Source organism: Microbacterium sp. GCS4 (assembly GCF_001262495.1).
Lineage (GTDB): Bacteria > Actinomycetota > Actinomycetes > Actinomycetales > Microbacteriaceae > Microbacterium.
In genome coordinates this window covers 459572-474408 of record NZ_LGYE01000002.1, presented here as the reverse complement: position 1 = coordinate 474408, position 14837 = coordinate 459572, and the positions used below count along the sequence as shown (strand labels likewise).

General features: G+C 70.7%; 16 protein-coding genes. 7 read left to right on the top strand and 9 right to left on the bottom strand.

Annotated features, from left to right (window positions below):
- Positions 1-5 precede the first annotated feature (5 nt).
- Both AKH00_RS09455 and AKH00_RS09450 read right to left on the bottom strand, forming a co-directional pair.
- Entirely contained in the window at positions 6-1358 is a 1353-nt protein-coding gene (locus tag AKH00_RS09455) for a polysialyltransferase family glycosyltransferase (protein WP_050722463.1), read from the bottom strand.
- Positions 1355-2335 carry a glycosyltransferase family 2 protein gene (locus AKH00_RS09450; RefSeq protein WP_050722462.1) on the bottom strand — a complete coding sequence of 327 codons (981 nt, stop codon included), beginning with the start codon at positions 2333-2335 and terminating at the stop codon, positions 1355-1357. The genes AKH00_RS09455 and AKH00_RS09450 overlap by 4 nt, the downstream gene beginning before the upstream one ends.
- 142 nt (positions 2336-2477) lie before the next feature.
- Between AKH00_RS09450 and AKH00_RS09445 the strand changes: the two genes are divergently transcribed.
- Together AKH00_RS09445 and AKH00_RS09440 are read left to right on the top strand one after the other, a co-directional pair.
- Positions 2478-3362 carry a hypothetical protein gene (locus tag AKH00_RS09445; protein ID WP_152926150.1) on the top strand — a complete coding sequence of 295 codons (885 nt, stop codon included), beginning with the start codon at positions 2478-2480 and terminating at the stop codon, positions 3360-3362.
- Between the two features lie 62 nt (positions 3363-3424).
- Positions 3425-3721 (top strand): DUF4229 domain-containing protein, encoded by a 297-nt coding sequence (locus AKH00_RS09440; protein WP_050722460.1) that lies wholly within the window; start codon positions 3425-3427, stop codon positions 3719-3721.
- 206 nt (positions 3722-3927) lie between these two features.
- Here the strand turns inward: AKH00_RS09440 and AKH00_RS09435 are convergent, their stop codons facing one another.
- The 3 genes from AKH00_RS09435 to AKH00_RS09425 are packed head-to-tail and all read right to left on the bottom strand — an operon-like array spanning position 3928 to position 5739.
- On the bottom strand, positions 3928-4899 hold the full coding sequence (locus AKH00_RS09435) for a 1,4-dihydroxy-2-naphthoate polyprenyltransferase (protein ID WP_050722459.1): 972 nt from the start codon (positions 4897-4899) through the stop codon (positions 3928-3930).
- Positions 4900-4935: 36 nt separating this feature from the next.
- On the bottom strand, positions 4936-5226 hold the full coding sequence (locus tag AKH00_RS09430) for a DUF4287 domain-containing protein (protein WP_050722458.1): 291 nt from the start codon (positions 5224-5226) through the stop codon (positions 4936-4938).
- Positions 5227-5283: 57 nt separating this feature from the next.
- Positions 5284-5739, bottom strand: a complete 456-nt coding sequence (locus tag AKH00_RS09425; RefSeq protein WP_050722457.1) for an Lrp/AsnC family transcriptional regulator — start codon at positions 5737-5739, stop codon at positions 5284-5286.
- A 71-nt stretch (positions 5740-5810) separates the two neighbouring features.
- Between AKH00_RS09425 and AKH00_RS09420 the strand changes: the two genes are divergently transcribed.
- Positions 5811-7241 (top strand): DUF6421 family protein, encoded by a 1431-nt coding sequence (locus AKH00_RS09420; protein ID WP_050722456.1) that lies wholly within the window; start codon positions 5811-5813, stop codon positions 7239-7241.
- Positions 7242-7356: 115 nt separating this feature from the next.
- A complete protein-coding gene (locus tag AKH00_RS09415) occupies positions 7357-8001 on the top strand; it encodes an SDR family NAD(P)-dependent oxidoreductase (protein ID WP_050722455.1) in 645 nt (214 codons plus the stop codon).
- Here the strand turns inward: AKH00_RS09415 and AKH00_RS09410 are convergent.
- Positions 7970-9391: an MFS transporter gene (locus AKH00_RS09410; RefSeq protein WP_082297538.1), complete on the bottom strand. Its 1422-nt coding sequence runs from the start codon at positions 9389-9391 to the stop codon at positions 7970-7972. The two genes, AKH00_RS09415 and AKH00_RS09410, sit on opposite strands and share 32 nt — an antisense overlap.
- Positions 9392-9453: 62 nt before the next feature.
- Here AKH00_RS09410 and AKH00_RS09405 point away from each other — a divergent pair, with 62 nt between their 5' ends.
- Positions 9454-10521: a threonine aldolase family protein gene (locus AKH00_RS09405; RefSeq protein WP_050722453.1), complete on the top strand. Its 1068-nt coding sequence runs from the start codon at positions 9454-9456 to the stop codon at positions 10519-10521.
- 288 nt (positions 10522-10809) lie between these two features.
- Here the strand turns inward: AKH00_RS09405 and AKH00_RS09400 are convergent, their stop codons facing one another.
- Positions 10810-11412: an NUDIX hydrolase family protein gene (locus AKH00_RS09400; RefSeq protein WP_050722452.1), complete on the bottom strand. Its 603-nt coding sequence runs from the start codon at positions 11410-11412 to the stop codon at positions 10810-10812.
- A 97-nt stretch (positions 11413-11509) separates the two neighbouring features.
- Between AKH00_RS09400 and AKH00_RS09395 the strand changes: the two genes are divergently transcribed.
- Positions 11510-12166, top strand: coding sequence for an alpha/beta hydrolase (locus tag AKH00_RS09395; protein WP_050722451.1), 657 nt, complete (start codon positions 11510-11512; stop codon positions 12164-12166).
- 3 nt (positions 12167-12169) lie between these two features.
- On the opposite strand, the gene AKH00_RS18070 is transcribed toward AKH00_RS09395, so the two are convergent.
- The gene (locus tag AKH00_RS18070) at positions 12170-12454 is read right to left on the bottom strand and encodes a hypothetical protein (protein ID WP_152926149.1); all 285 of its coding nucleotides are present in this window, start codon (positions 12452-12454) and stop codon (positions 12170-12172) included.
- 305 nt (positions 12455-12759) lie between these two features.
- Here AKH00_RS18070 and AKH00_RS09385 point away from each other — a divergent pair, with 305 nt between their 5' ends.
- Positions 12760-14358 carry an ABC-F family ATP-binding cassette domain-containing protein gene (locus AKH00_RS09385; RefSeq protein WP_050722449.1) on the top strand — a complete coding sequence of 533 codons (1599 nt, stop codon included), beginning with the start codon at positions 12760-12762 and terminating at the stop codon, positions 14356-14358.
- 3 nt (positions 14359-14361) lie between these two features.
- Here AKH00_RS09385 and AKH00_RS09380 read toward each other — a convergent pair whose 3' ends face one another.
- Positions 14362-14772, bottom strand: coding sequence for a DUF6157 family protein (locus AKH00_RS09380; protein ID WP_050722448.1), 411 nt, complete (start codon positions 14770-14772; stop codon positions 14362-14364).
- Positions 14773-14837 lie beyond the last annotated feature (65 nt).

Below are 14837 nucleotides of genomic sequence, written 5' to 3'. Positions count from 1 at the left end.
GAGCATCAACGCCCACGCAGAGCACGCCACGCGCGCCCCACCCGCCCCCTCGCTCCGAGCGCCGTGAGCTTGAGCTCCTCCACGCGCCCGATTCCCCCGGCGGGACGGATCGCCCGCTGCACGAGGCTCTGCTCCGGGGCTCCCGGCAGGCGCAGCTCGGTCAGGCGCTCCGCGGAGAAGTACCGATCCCGGTCGGCGGGACGGATGCCGGCGAGCAGCCGCTCCGCCCGCCCTCGCAGGTGACCGGCGACCTCGGGCTGCATCGCGTAGCCCACCGCGTCGATCAGCAGCTGCAGTTGGGCCGGCTCCCGGTACGGGGAATCCCGACGGGTGAGCACGTCGACGACCGTGGCCGGGATGCGGTTGCTGTTCTCGTAGGGCGTGAGACGCCGCAGCAGGGCATCCGTCCCGACCGCGTCGATGTCGCGGCCGAACAGGGCGCGCACGGTCGGCAGAGCGGTCGAGAACCCGGCGACCACCATCCGCGCGTCGAGTCGTTCGGCGAGCAGTTCGGCCGACAGCGCCCCCCGGTACTCGACGAACTCGATGTCGTGGAACACGGCGCGCTCCCGCAACGCATCGGTCACTCGCGGCGGGGCGGCAGGGTGCGGCTTGAAGACGATGCGCCGCGGGGCGTGCCGCGCGGCGCGGTCGATCATGTCGACCTGCAGCGCGACCTCCTCGGCGGCCGTGAGGAGACCCAGTGCCGCGAGGTACTGGCCGAGCACGAGAACCGTGGGACCGTCGACGGGTCCCGGCGCGGCGTCGCCGGGATCGCTCGGGACCACATCCAGAAGCGCCCGACGGAACAGCTCCGGCGCCACGGGCACGGCCTCGGCGCGCGGCGCGCCCACGAGCGGCGCGACTCCCGGCACCACGTCGGCGTGCACGACGCGTCCAATCCGCGCGGTCACCGTGTGCGGCATCCGCACCCTCATCGGCGAGTAGGTCATGAGGCCGTCGCCGATGATCGTGAGGCGCGCACGGGGGAACAGGGTCATGAGCGTGCGCGCCGGGGCCACCTGCGGGCTCTGCACGAGCAGCTCCAGGTCGTCGGGATCGAGATCCCACGCGCGGGTGAGCAGACGCTCCAGCACCGGCAGTTCCGCCGGCTCGGGCTTCCAGCCGCTCGGATGCAGCGGCCCGAGCAGCGCATCGAGGTCCTCGATCCGGTCGAAGCGCGCACGCAGAGGGGCGAGAGCGGGATCCGCCGCGATGCCGACCGTGGTCTCGGGCACGCGCGCCGACACGAAGGGCACGAGCAGGCGGTCGCCGTGCGCGCCGAGCAGACCGCCGTCGATCGCGGCGGCGGCCGTCGCGAGACCGTAGGCGCTGTGCAGCGCGAAGAGCTGGGTCACGCGGCACGCCCCACGGTGCGCAGCAGCGGTGCGAGCACCCGTCGACGCGGACCGTCGAGGCGGCGCAGCACCTCGGACGATTCGGCCTGCGGCAGGCGACCGAGCAGCTGCCGGATGCCGGAGCGCATCTCCGCGCGGAGCCCCGGCGTCATGCGGCGAGCGCGCACGAGGTGCCGGGAGCTCAGCGCCAGCACGGTCCACACCGCCTTGGGCAGGAAGCGTTCGGCCTCGGCATCCGCGTCGACGATGTCGAGCACCTCACCCATCGCCCTCACGAAGTCGAGCTGCCGTCGGTCGCGCACCTGCGTGAGCGAGGTCGAGACCCCCCGCCGATACAGCAGTGCGGGAGCGTCGACCACCGCGAACGAGCGGGCGTTCAGGTGCAGGCGCCAGATCCACGGGCGATCCTCGGCCGTGTACAGCCCCGGGGTGAAGTCGGCGAGGCCCCGGTCGAGCACGCGACGGTGCAGCAGCCCCGCCCACGCGAAGGGGTAGTCGACCATGGTGGGCTCGTCCTCCGGCAGGATCGCCTCGCGTGGCGAGACGGCGGTCTCGCGCCAGGCGAACGGCGCCCGCACCAGCGCTCGGGCGCTCCCTCTGACCGTCACGTGGTCGGTGCGCACGAGATCGCAGTCGAGGTCGCGCAGACGGCGCGCGAGCACGCTCAGTCGCTGCGGCTGCATCCAGTCGTCGCCGTCGAGGAACGTGAACGCCTCCCCCTCGACGTGTGCGAGCCCCTGATTGCGGGCCGTCGCAAGGCCCTGCGGCCGGGGATTCGCGATCACGGTCGCACGCGGCATCCGCTCCGCGTAGCTGCGCATGATCGCGCCGGTGTCGTCGCGGGAGCCGTCGTCGATCGCGACGAGCTGCAGCGCCGTCGGATCGTCGAACTGGCGGGTCAGCGTCTCGAGCGTCGTGCCGATATAGGCGCCGGCGTCCTTCGCAGGAAGGATGACGGTGACGAGGGGTGTGCGCACGGGTCTCCCGGGGTGGACGGTACCGGCATGGTGTCAGGCGCTCCTTGCCGAGTGGCGACCGGCAGGTGAACGCGGGGTGACTCGCCAGACGCCACGCACGTCGGGTTCGCGGGATCCGCCGCGATCGACCACGATGGAGGGCATGCTCTGGCCGTTCGGAACCACGTGGCGCCCGGTGCGGCAGAAGAGGCGCACCGCAGTCGACCTGCGCTGGCTGACCGCGCGGTCGTGGACCCGTCGCTGGTACCCGCAGGGCGTCGACGTGGGCGAGTGGCACGGCCGCCGCACGCTCGCGGTCAGCTGGTTCCGGCAGCGTCTCGACGGGCACCACCTCGCTTCACGGGTGGCCCTCGTCGACCTGGATCGGTCGCGACACCTCGACGTGCTGCTCGCCGTCGAGGACGACGGAGCGCTGCAGCCTGCGCCGATCCACGCGGGTGGGATCGCCTGGTTCGACGACCGCCTGTTCGTCGCGGCGACCGGCAAGGGGATCTGGGAGTTCGACCTGTCGCGCATCCGGCGTGTGCACGGCGCAGAGGCGCGGCGCGTGGCCGGATCCTCGGGTCGCGGGCCGCGCGTGAGCGCTCTCGTCGCGGTGCGCACCCGCGTGCATCCGATCGATCTGCGCTGCTCGTACCTCGGACGCGTGATCGACGCTGACGGGATGCCGGTGGACCGCGTGCTGATCGGCGAGTACAAGCCCGACGACACCGGACGCATCGCGGAGTTCGACCTGCCCGAGGGCGACGGCGGGTTCGTCGAGCGGGAGCGCTTCTCTCCCGGCATCCCCCGCATGCAGGGGGCCGTGCGCTGGGGCGACCGGCACTTCGTCTCGCAGTCCGACCATCTGCGGCCCGGGACGCTCTGGACCGGCGCTCGGGATGCTCTGACACCGAGCCGCATCCCGCTGCCGGTCGGCTGCGAGGACCTCGCCCTCGACCCCGAGGCACGGCTGCTGTGGACTCTGGGCGAGCACCCCTGGAAGCGCGTCGTGCGCGGCATCCCGCTCGGCGCGCTGGGGCTCTGACCGCCGCCGTCCGCATCCGGGCGCTCAACTCGCTGCTCAGCGCGCGAACGTAGACTGGGAGCGTGAAGAAGCCCGCGCCCCTCCTCGTCTACACCGTGCTCCGGCTGCTGGCGTTCCTCGTCCCGCTCGCGATCCTCTGGTTCTTCTTCCCGATCTTCCGGGAGTTCTGGTGGCTCGCCGCGATCTTCGCCGCGCTGATCGGCGTGAGCATCTCGATGCTGTTCCTGCGCGCACCGCTCACCGACGCGTCCGCGCGGATCCAGGAGCGACGCGACAGCCGCTCCGCGGGAGAGCGCGCGGACGCGGATGCCGAGGACGCGGCCATCGACGCGGACGACGCCGACCGCTCCGGTCGTTGAGCGAGCCCGCCCCCGGGTCGTCGAGCGAGCGCACCCCCGGTCGTCGAGCGAGCCCGCCCCCGGTCGTCGAGCGAGCCCGCCCCCGGGTCGTCGAGCGAGCGCACCCCCGGTCGTCGAGCGAGCGCACCCCCGGTCCGTCGAGCGAGCGCACCCCCGGTCGTTGAGCGAGCGCAGCGAGACGAAACGCCGATAGCCGCCTTGCGGACTCAGCCGGCGAACGCCCAGAACAGCGCACCCGCGTAGAGCAGCGCGGTCAGCGAGGTGAGCGCCAGCGCGATCACGAGCTCCTTGGCCTCTCGGTACGTCCAGACGATGAGGATCGCCGGGCCTCCCGCGAGCAGCGCGAGGAGTCCGATCCATCCGATCGGGTACAGCAGCGCGAGGAACGCGAGGATGCCGAAGGGCGCGAGCACGAACAGCGTGAACAGCACCTGCGTGGCGCGCCGGCCGATCAGCACCGTGAGCGTGCGCTTGCCGACGACGCGATCCTGGTCGATGTCGCGGAGGTTGTTCGCGAGCAGCACGGCGCAGGCGAACAGACCGGCGGCGATCGCACCGAGCCAGGCCTGCTGAGGGAGTTCGAAGACCTGCACCCAGGTCGTGCCGAGGGTGGCGACGAGGCCGAAGAACACGAAGACGAAGACCTCGCCGAGTCCGAAGTAGCCGTAGGGGCGCTTGCCGCCGGTGTAGAACCAGGCCGCGACGATGCACGCCGCGCCGACCGCCAGCATCCACCACTGGCCGGTGCGCACGATGATCGCGACGCCCACCGCGGCAGCGAGCGCGAAGAACACGAGTCCGATGATCAGCACGGTGCGCGGCTTCACGCGCCCGGAGGCGGTGAGGCGGGCGGGACCCACGCGGACGGCGTCAGTGCCTCGGATGCCGTCGCTGTAGTCGTTCGTGAAGTTCACGCCGATCTGCAGCAGCACCGCGACCGCGAGGCAGGCGAGCGCGATCACCCAGTGGAACTCGGGGCCGGTGCTCCGAGCAGCGCCCGTCCCGATCACGACGGGGGCGACGGCGAGGGGCAGCGTGCGCAGGCGCGCGGCGCCGATCCAGTCGCGTGCCGTGACGGGCCCTGCCTCTACGACCGGACGCTTGGCGGGGTTGCCGCTCGCGTGCGGCGCGGTCCGCCGGGACTTCGTGTTCTTCTTGCGCTGGGAGGATGCTGCCACGCAGGGAATCCTACTGGCCGCGTCTCTCCCGGCCGGTCAGGGATTCGGGTTGGAGTCCTTGCCGTCGAGCCACAGCGTGTCCGACTTGTCGCCGTGCGCGCCGCCCGTGCCGACATGCTTGTCGCTGATCTTCGGCCCCTTGAGGATCACGTGCACCATGGCCTGCGCGTGCCCGTGTCCGAGGCTGTACTCCTGCTTGAGCCAGTTCAGCACGACAGTCGACTTCGTGGTCTCGTCGAACCCCTGCTCCTTCGCGAGCTCGATGAACTGCCGCGGGGTGAGACCGGTCTGGGTCTCGACCTTGTCGAGGTAGGCCTGGAAGGACATGCATGCTCCTGACATCGAGGGACGTCGATCACGGTAGCGCTTCGCGTCCCGCGGCCACTACCCCTCGCCGACGGTGACGATCGGTCGGTGCTCGTAGTAGGTCTGCAGCACCACGGTCGTGCGGGTGTTGACGTTCGCGGCGAGGCGGATGTCGCGCACGAGCTCCTCGAGATCGCGGGGCGTCGCGACGCGCACGAACAGCATGTAGCTCGCGTCACCCGCGATCGAGTGGCAGGCCTCGATCGCGCTGAGGTGCTCGAGGCGATCCGGAGCGTCGTCGGGCTGGGCCGGGTCGAGCGGCGTGATCTCGATGAATGCCGACAGCGGTGCGCCGACCTGCTCGGGGTCGAGCACGGCGCGGTAGCCGGTGATCACCCCGCGGGTCTCGAGGCGACGAAGCCGGGACTGCACGGCGGAGACGGACAGGCCGACGGCCTCGGACAGCTGGGCGAGGGTCGCCCGTCCGTCACGGGAGATCGCGGCGAGGATCGATCGGTCGACAGCATCATCCATGGATGTAAGATTATCGTCAGGATTCCGCATTGACCGGAATATTTCCTGCAACTACCGCGATCGGAGGTTCCATGTCCACTCCCACCCTGAACTCTCAGGCCATCGTCGGCGAACCCGAGGTCGTCGAGGACGCGTCGATCGCCGAGCAGAGCGCCGCGTGGGCGCAGCTCAAGGACGCCGCGATCGCGATCCGCGAGATGCAGATCAAGGACGGCTCGATCCCGGATGCCGCGCACCACGCCGCCGCGCGTGACCTCGTGTCCGCGATCACGGCGTCGATCCGCGCGCTGGCCCCGGCCTTCCCGCACGACGCCGACTACCTCGCGGCCTCCGTCGTGGACTTCGAGCGCTGGGCCTCCGAGGGCTTCGGCGTGCCCGATTTCCTCGACTCGCTGCTGGCCTTCCAGCCGCAGCAGCACCGCGTCGACGGCATCCGTCACCTCGTCGTCTTCCCGATGTACACGCAGAACGGCTCGAGCGACCGCCTGGTCGAGGCGCTGATCGTCGAGACCATCTGGCCGGAGTTCATCGCCGCCCTCGAGGCCGGCGACTACGGCAACAAGCTGTTCGTCTCGCTGCGCCTCGTGGACTTCACCCCCGGCTACGACACGAACTCGGCCGTGCTGTTCCCCGAGACCGTCGCGATGCGCGAGATTCCTTCGTTCACGTGGGGCGCGATCTTCCAGGACCGCGAGGCCGCCCGCTACCGCCGGGTCACCCGCGCCGCCGCCGAGATCACGAACCTCGACCTGCCGGAGCGCGCCGCGGCGATGCTCGACGACCAGGCCCTCACGGAGCGCGCCTTCGTGATGTGGGACATCATCCACGACCGCACGCACATGCGCGGCGACCTGCCGTTCGACCCGTTCATGATCAAGCAGCGGATGCCGTTCTTCCTCTACTCGCTCGAGGAGATGCGCTGCGATATGACCGCGTTCCGCGAGTCGGTGAAGATCGAACGGGCGCTCGCGGCCCGCATGGATGCCGGCGAGGAGCTCACCGACGCAGAGCGCGAAATGCACGACCACGCCGGTCTCGTGCAGTACGCCGTGATCTTCGACCGGATCTTCCGCTTCGCGATCACCGGCACGCGGGTGCGCAACTACGACGCGGTCGGCGGACAGCTCCTGTTCGCCTGGCTGCACCAGCGGGGCGTGCTGCACTGGACCGACACCGCCCTCGCCTTCGACTGGGACGCCGTGCCGGATGCCGTCGTCGCTCTCGGCGACGCGATCGACGACCTGTACTGGCACTCGATCGACCGACCCAAGGTCGCCCACTGGCTTGCCGCGTACGAGCTCGTGCGCGGCACGCTCACGCCGCACCCGGCCTCGCAGTGGGCTCGCGGGCTGTCGGACGAGATCCTCGCCGGCGCGCCCAAGGGGTACACGGATGCCGTGATGGACGACGAGTTCCCGCTGTCGATGTTCTTCGAGACCCTCGACAAGAAGATGAAGCCGGTCGTCGAGTCGACCGTCGGCATCCGCGGCGAGGACGACTGATCCGAGCGTGGTTTCTGGGGAGTCCGGTCGACGTTCTGCGGCCGGGCGCGATCTCTGCGGCCACTCCAGGGGGCAGTGGCCGCAGAAGTCGTTCTGATGCGCGAGAGTTGAGCACATGAGCGTCGCACACCGCACGATCGTCCTGGCCGGGGCCACGAGCCCGTCCGGCATCGCCCTGACCTCGGCCCTGGTCGCCGCGGGCGCGCGCGTCGTCGCGACCGGGCGCTCCGCCGACCGACTCGCACCGCTGCGCGAACTCGGCGCGGAGGTTGCGGTCGCGGACGCCACGTCGCTCGATGCCATGACCGCCCTCGCCGCCCGTCTGGACACGGTCGACGCCGTGGTCCCCTTGGTCGGCGGGTGGCGCGGTGGCGGCGGGCTCGCGGGGCAGTCGGACGAGGACTTCGCGGCACTCCTGCCCGCGTTCGAGGCCGTGCGGGCGACGAGTCGCGCCTTCGACCCGCTGCTGCGTTCGGCGGAGGCCGGGCGCTTCGCGATCGTGTCGTCGACCGCGGTCGGGCGTCCGCTCGCCGGCGGGGCGAACTACGCCGCGGTCAAGGCCGCGAGCGAGGCGTGGGCGCGGGCCGTGGCCCAGGGGTATGCGAAGGCGGCACGGGATGCCGGAGAGCCGCTGCGCGCGGCATCCGTGATCTTCCGCGCGAAGGCCCTGGACCCGTCGTCGCTCGCGCCGCGCATCTCGGCGCTGTGGGATGAGGACGCCGCCACGCTCAACGATCAGGTCCGCCTGCTCGACGACTGACGCTGGAGTCCGCACCGTCGATGGCATCCGGGTTCTCGACTCCCCCCGCGTCGGTGCCTTCACCGGGCAGCTCCTGCTCCGGCGCGTGCGCGTAGAGGTCGGTGAGCTTGCGGTAGGACTTCGTGAAGAACGCGAGCGTTCCGACGACCACCATCACGAGACCCGCGAACAGGCAGATCAGTGCGATGCCGCGTGCATCCCCCTCTCCGAGCAGCCAGCCCCACTGCTGCCGTCCGGCACTCGACTCCATGTACGGGATCACCGCGAACTCCGCGATCGGCGCGATGAGGAAGGCCGTGATCGGCGCGGCCGCGGCCTCCATCGCGGCGGCGACGCCGAACACGCGCCCCTGCCGCTCGAAGCGCACGACCTTCTGGATCACGGTCTGCTCTGCCGCCTCGGCGGGAGGCACGAGCGCCATATAGATCCACATCCCGACCACGTACAGCGGCCACCACTCGCGCAGCATGAACACGGACCCGAGCAGCCCCATCGCGATGACGACGAGCAGCAGCGTGCGCATGGGTTTCTTGCCGAGACCGAACTTGGCTACGAGGCCGCCGCCGATCAGGAACCCGGTGGAGGCGAAGGCCAGCGCGAAGCCCCAGGTCTGCGCGTCGAACAGCGTGAGCCCGTAGGGGTCCATGAGCGCCATGTAGACGCCGCCGATGAGGTTGTTGAACGTCGAGAAGATGATCAGCGCGAAGAGTCCGGGCGCGAGGCGGATGGCCGTGACGCTGCCCCGGAAGTCGAGCGCGCTCGAAGATTCGGGGTCGGGCGTCGGAGTGCCCTCCGGGATCCGGATGAACAGCAGGTGCACGAAGGTCAGCACCATCGCCACGATCGCGATGCCCAGGGTCCAGCCCATGCCGAGGAAGCCGATCGACAGCCCGGAGAACACGCTCGTCACGAGGAACGCGAGTCCCTGCACGGTGCCGACGAGTCCGTTGGCGTTCGCCCGCCGCTCTTCCGGCACGAGCAGCGTCACGGTCGTCGACAGCGCGATGTTGCGCATCTGCTCGATCACGCCGCCGAACAGGATGAGGATCGAGAACGCCCAGAACCACGGGCCACCCAGGTCGAGGATCGCCGACTCCGGCTGCCAGACGTAGAGGGTGCCGGCGAGGAGGAACGCCACAGCCGAGACGACGCTCGACAGCAGCATGACGGTGTGCTTGCGATGACGATCGACGATCGTGCCGAAGATCATCGCGAAGAAGGCGATGAACAGCATGTACGCGCCGCCGATGATGCCCGTCGCGAGCACCGACTGCGTCTCGATGTAGACCCAGAACGTGAGCGCGAACCACAGGAAGCTCGTCGTCACGTTGGCGATCAGCGTGTTGACGAGAACGTTCGCGAAGGCCGTCTTCGCCGGGGTGCGTTCCATGGGTCCGAGGGTAGGGGGTGCCTCCGACATCCGGTAGGGCATCCGCGGATTAGGCTTGACCGGTGAGCATTCAGCATGACCCCGCGCTCCGCGGCTTCGCGAGCGACAACTACTCCGGTGTGCACCCCGAGGTGCTCGAGGCGATCGCCCGGGCGAACGGCGGACACCAGATCGCGTACGGAGAGGACGCCTACACCGAGCGTCTGCAGGAGGTGTTCCGCGACCACTTCGGCGAAGGCGTCCAGGCGTTCCCGGTGTTCAACGGCACGGGTGCGAACGTCACCGGCATCCAGTCGATGCTTCCCCGCTGGGGCGCCGTGATCGCGGCATCCACCGCCCACATCAACGTCGACGAGGGCGGCGCCCCCGAGCGCATCGGCGGGTTCAAGATCCTCGCCGTCCCCACAGACGACGGCAAGCTGACGCCCGAGCTCGTCGACCGCGAGGCGTGGGGCTGGGGCGACGAGCACCGCGCACAGCCGCTCGTCGTCTCGATCACGCAGTCCACCGAGCTCGGCACCCTCTACTCGGTCGACGAGATCCGTGCGCTCGCCGACCACGCGCACGAGCGCGGCATGCGACTGCACCTGGACGGCGCCCGGATCTCGAACGCCGCAGCCGCGCTCGACCTGCCGCTGCGCGCTTTCACCCGCGACGCCGGCGTCGACGTGCTGAGCTTCGGCGGCACAAAGAACGGGGCGATGCTGGGCGAGGCTATCGTCGTGCTGAACCCCGAGGCGTCGACCGGCCTCACATACTCGCGCAAGTTCAACATGCAGCTGTCGTCGAAGATGCGGTTCGTGTCCGCTCAGCTCATCGCACTGCTCGAGGGCGACCTCTGGCTGCGCAACGCCCGACACGCGAACGCGATGGCCCAGCGCTTGCGCGGCTCGATCGAGGCCGGCATCGCGGACGGCTCCATCGCCGGCGTGGAGTTCACGCAGCCCACGCAGTCGAACGGCGTGTTCGCCACTCTGCCCGAGGGCGTCGCGGATCGGCTGCGCGAGAGCTTCCGCTTCTACGACTGGGATGCCGCTCGGCGCGAGGTCCGCTGGATGTGCGGCTTCGACACCGAGGAATCCGACGTCGACCAGTTCGTCGCCGAGCTCGCGCGCCTCACCTCCGCCTGAGCTCCGCCTGAGCGCTCTCCGTCCGCGCTGCTCTGCGGCGGTCCTTTCGCCGACGCCCCGCCTGGTCGCCCACGCCCCTGCTGGACGACGTACCTGAGCAGGGGCGTCGGCGACCCACAGGGGCGTCGGCGAGCGGGAGGCTTACGAGCAGGGGCGTCGGCGAGCGGGAGGCTTACGAGCAGGGGCGTCGGCGACCGGAAGGCTTACGAACAGGGGCGTCGGCGAGCGGGAGGCTTACGAACAGGGGCGTCGGCGTGAGAAGGCGAGGGCGTCGGCCGGCGGCAGCGATCAGCGCAGCAGGCCGAGGTTCGCGAGCGCGAGCCGGATGAGCGTGCCGCGCCCGCCCTCCATCTCGGCGGCGACCGCATCGGAGGCGGCGGCCTCGGGAGTGAACCAGGTGACCTCGAGAGCATCCTGACGCGGCTCGCACGTTCCCGTGACCGGAACGACGAACGCCAGCGACACGGCGTGCTGCCGGTCGTCGTGATACGCGCTCACGCCGGGCAGCGGGAAGTACTCCGCGACCGTGAACGGCAACGGCGACGCCGGCAGCAGCGGGAACGCCATGGGTCCGAGGTCGTTCTCGACGTGCCGGAAGAGCGCATCGCGGATCGTCTCGCCGAAGCGGACGCGACCCGACACGATCGTGCGGGTCATCTCGCCCAGCGGCGTGGAGCGGAGCAGGATGCCGATCTCGGTGACCTGCCCGGAACCGTCGGTGCGCACCGGGATCGCCTCGACGTAGAGCATCGGCAGGCGACGACGCGCCTCCTCGAGCTCGAACTCGCTGAGCCAGCCGGGGTTGCCGTCCGGCGCGGGCGGTTGCGCATCGCCGAAACCGCCGATGCCGTCGTCGGGCTCGGGATCGGGATCGGGTGTGCGGACGGCCATGTGTCCTTTCTACCAGCCGCACCTGCGCGTCGACAGCGACGACCGGCATAGGGCTCCGGGCGGGTCGGGTGTCGGCGGCCCCTGGCAGGATGGGGATGTGAGCGAGGAACTGAGAATCGACGGCGCCCTCACGCGCTGGTCGACCGGCGAGCGCAGCGGGATGCCGCTGCTCGTGCTGCTGCACGGCTACGGCGCCGACGAGCACGACCTGTTCGGACTCGTGCCCTACCTGCCCACCGGCATCGCGGTGGCCTCGGTCGCCGCACCGCTCGCTCCCCCGTGGCCCATGCCCGGCCGCTCCTGGTACCCGATCGAAGGCCTCGACGGCCGCAGCTCGGCGACCGTGACGGTCGCGGCCGAGGCGTTCCTGCGCTGGCTCGACGAGGAGGCCGCGGATGCCGCATCCGTCGCCTTCCTCGGCTTCTCCCAGGGCGCTGCCGTGGCCTTGCAGGCGTTGCGTCTCGACCCCGGCCGAGTCGGGGCGGTCGTGGCGCTGAGCGGCTACGTCGCGCCCGGGGATCTACCCCGGGACGACGAGCTCACTGAGCTCCGACCGCACGTCTTCTGGGGCCGCGGCACACACGACGATGTGATCCCCGAGGCGCTCGTCGCGCATACGGCCGACTGGCTGCCCGGGCACTCCGAGCTGTCGGGCCGCGTCTATACCGGCCTCACACACAGCATCTCGGAGGAGGAGCTCGGCGACGTCCACGCCTTCCTCGCGCGCTGGCTGGAGCGCACCGCGGCGGGCTGACCGCTACCGCGGGCCGGGGCCGTCGATGTCGCGAGGGTCGTCCGAATCCTGGTCGAGCTCGTCTCCGGGCATGCTCTCGTCGCCCGGCATCCGCGTGTCCTTCCGCCACGGCGCCCGACTCAGCGCGACAGACAGCGAGAGGCCGATCACGAGGCCGATGCTGATCCCGACGATCATGTTGTCGAAGGTGACGCCGAGAGCGACGCCCACCCCCATGCCGATCGCGATCCCCGCACCCAACCCCATCCGGGCGCGCATCTCGTGTGGACTCGGTTCGCGATCTGCCATGACTCCACCGTACGGAAGGCGACCGGCGGCGACATCCCCCGCACGACGGAGCCTGCGACACGCCCGGGAGGTTGCGGGCGCCGACACGCCCGGGTATGGTCGTCAGGTCCTGTCCGCCGTGTCTGGAAGTCCTTTGATCTGAATCGTCGCCTTCGCGCTCTCTCATCCGCGCGCTGACCCGACGATCGCCGACTCCACGGCCGACCACCGCCCGCCGTCATTCTGACGGCACCCGCCTCTCGCGGTCCCCGCTCGGGGAACAGGGCGTCCGGTGTCAGTGCACCCCGCACTCGACAGGAGACCCCATGACCACCCCCACCCTCCATTCCTCCGTCACGCTCGACCGCGTGACCCTCACCTGGCCGGACGGCTCCACGGCCCTCGATGCCGTATCCGGATCGTTCGGCACGGGCCGCACCGGCCTCGTCGGCCGCAACGGCGCCGGCAAGTCCACGCTGCTGCGCCTCATGGCCGGCGAGCTCGCCCCGACGTCCGGCGTCCTGTCGACGACGGGCGAGGTCGCGTACCTGCCGCAGCAGCTCACGCTGGACGTGGATCGTCGAGTGGCGGAGCTACTGGGCGTCGCCGAGACGCTCGACGCTGTACGTGCCATCACGTCGGGCGACGTCGACCCCGCGCACTTCGACACGGTCGGCGACGACTGGGACATCGAGGCGCGCGCCGAGGTGGCGCTGGCCGAGGCCGGACTCGCCCCCGACTTCCTCGACCGTCGCGTCGGAGAGCTGTCGGGCGGCGAGGCCGTGCTCGTCGCGATCGCCGGCATCCGTCTGCGACGTGCGCCGATCACCCTGCTGGACGAGCCGACGAACAACCTCGATCGGGACGCACGGGCCGCGCTCGCGGCGATGGTGCGCGCCTGGAAGGGCACACTGATCGTCGTGAGCCACGACCTGTCGCTGCTCGAGCTCATGGACGACACGGCCGAGCTCTACGCCCAGACGCTGAGCGTGTTCGGCGGACCGTACTCCGAATGGCGCGCCTGGTTGGATGCCGAACAGGACGCCGCGCGCCAGGCCGAGGCGACCGCCAAGCAGGAGTTCCGCAAGGAGAAGCGTCAGCGCATCGAGGCCGAGGTCAAGCTCGCGCACCGTGCGCGCACGGCGAAGAAGGCCGAGATCGAGAAGCGGGTGCCGAAGATCATCGCGCACGGGCGGCGCGGTGCCGCCGAGGTGTCGGCCGGTCGGCTGCGTACCGAGGTCGCGGGCAAGGAGGACGCTGCTCGCGCGGCGCTCGACGACGCGGGGCGCCGCATCCGTTCCGACGCCTCGATGAAGATCGAGCTGCCGGACCCGCAGGTGTCGCCTGGTCGCCGCATCGCCGAGCTCGGCGACGGCGAGCGCACGTGGGTCGTGCAGGGCCCGGAGCGGGTCGCGCTGATCGGACGCAACGGCGCCGGCAAGACGACGCTGCTGGAGGATCTCGTCCATCATCGTGTGAGGGGTCCGCTCACGGCTCTGCCGCTGACGGATCGGATCGGCTACCTGCCCCAACGGGTCGACGGGCTCGACGAGACACGGTCGGTGTTCGAGAACATCGCGGATGCCGCGCCGCACGTTCCCGAGAAGGAGCTGCGCAACCGCCTGGCGCGATTCCTGATCCGCGGGGCGACCGCCGACCGGCCGGTGTCCGCGTTGTCGGGCGGCGAACGGTTCCGGGTGGCGCTCGCGAAGCTGCTGCTGTCGGACCCGCCGCCGCACCTGGTGCTGCTCGACGAGCCGACGAACAACCTCGACATCGACACGGTCGACCAGCTCGTGGAGGCGCTGAGGGCGTATCGGGGCGCGGTGCTCGTGGTGAGTCACGACGACGCGTTCCTCTCCCGACTCGACCTCGACCTCACGCTCGAGATCGACGGCGACGGGATGCTGCGGCAGGTCGACTGATGCTCAGGCCCGCCGGCTCCGCATCGCGCGTGTGTGCGCGACCGCGGGGTCGGCGGCGCGGAGCGTGTAGTCCTCGGACTCACGCGGCACGAGAGCGACCCGTCCCTCCTCGTCATGGTCGAGTCCCCAGCCGTAGCGCTTGCCGAGCGGCGAGGACCGCAGGCACGGCTGCCCCTTCGCGAAGAACGCCTCGCGCGCGGCGGCGTCGTCGGGGTCGATGCCCTGGCGCAGCGCGTGGGTCGTGAAGATCACATCGTCGGATGTGCGACCGTAGGGCTGCTCGGCGATCAGCCGGTAGTGCAGCGCGGCGATCGTCGGCTTCTCGCCGGTGGGCGGCTCTTCGGCATGATCGACCGGGCAGTCCTCGGCGACCTCGATGAACGTGGTGCGGTAGTTCGTGGTGTGCGCGGCCATGCCTACAGCATGCTCCCGACCTCGGACAATCCGGAACCCGATGTCGGTGGCACCCGCGATGATGG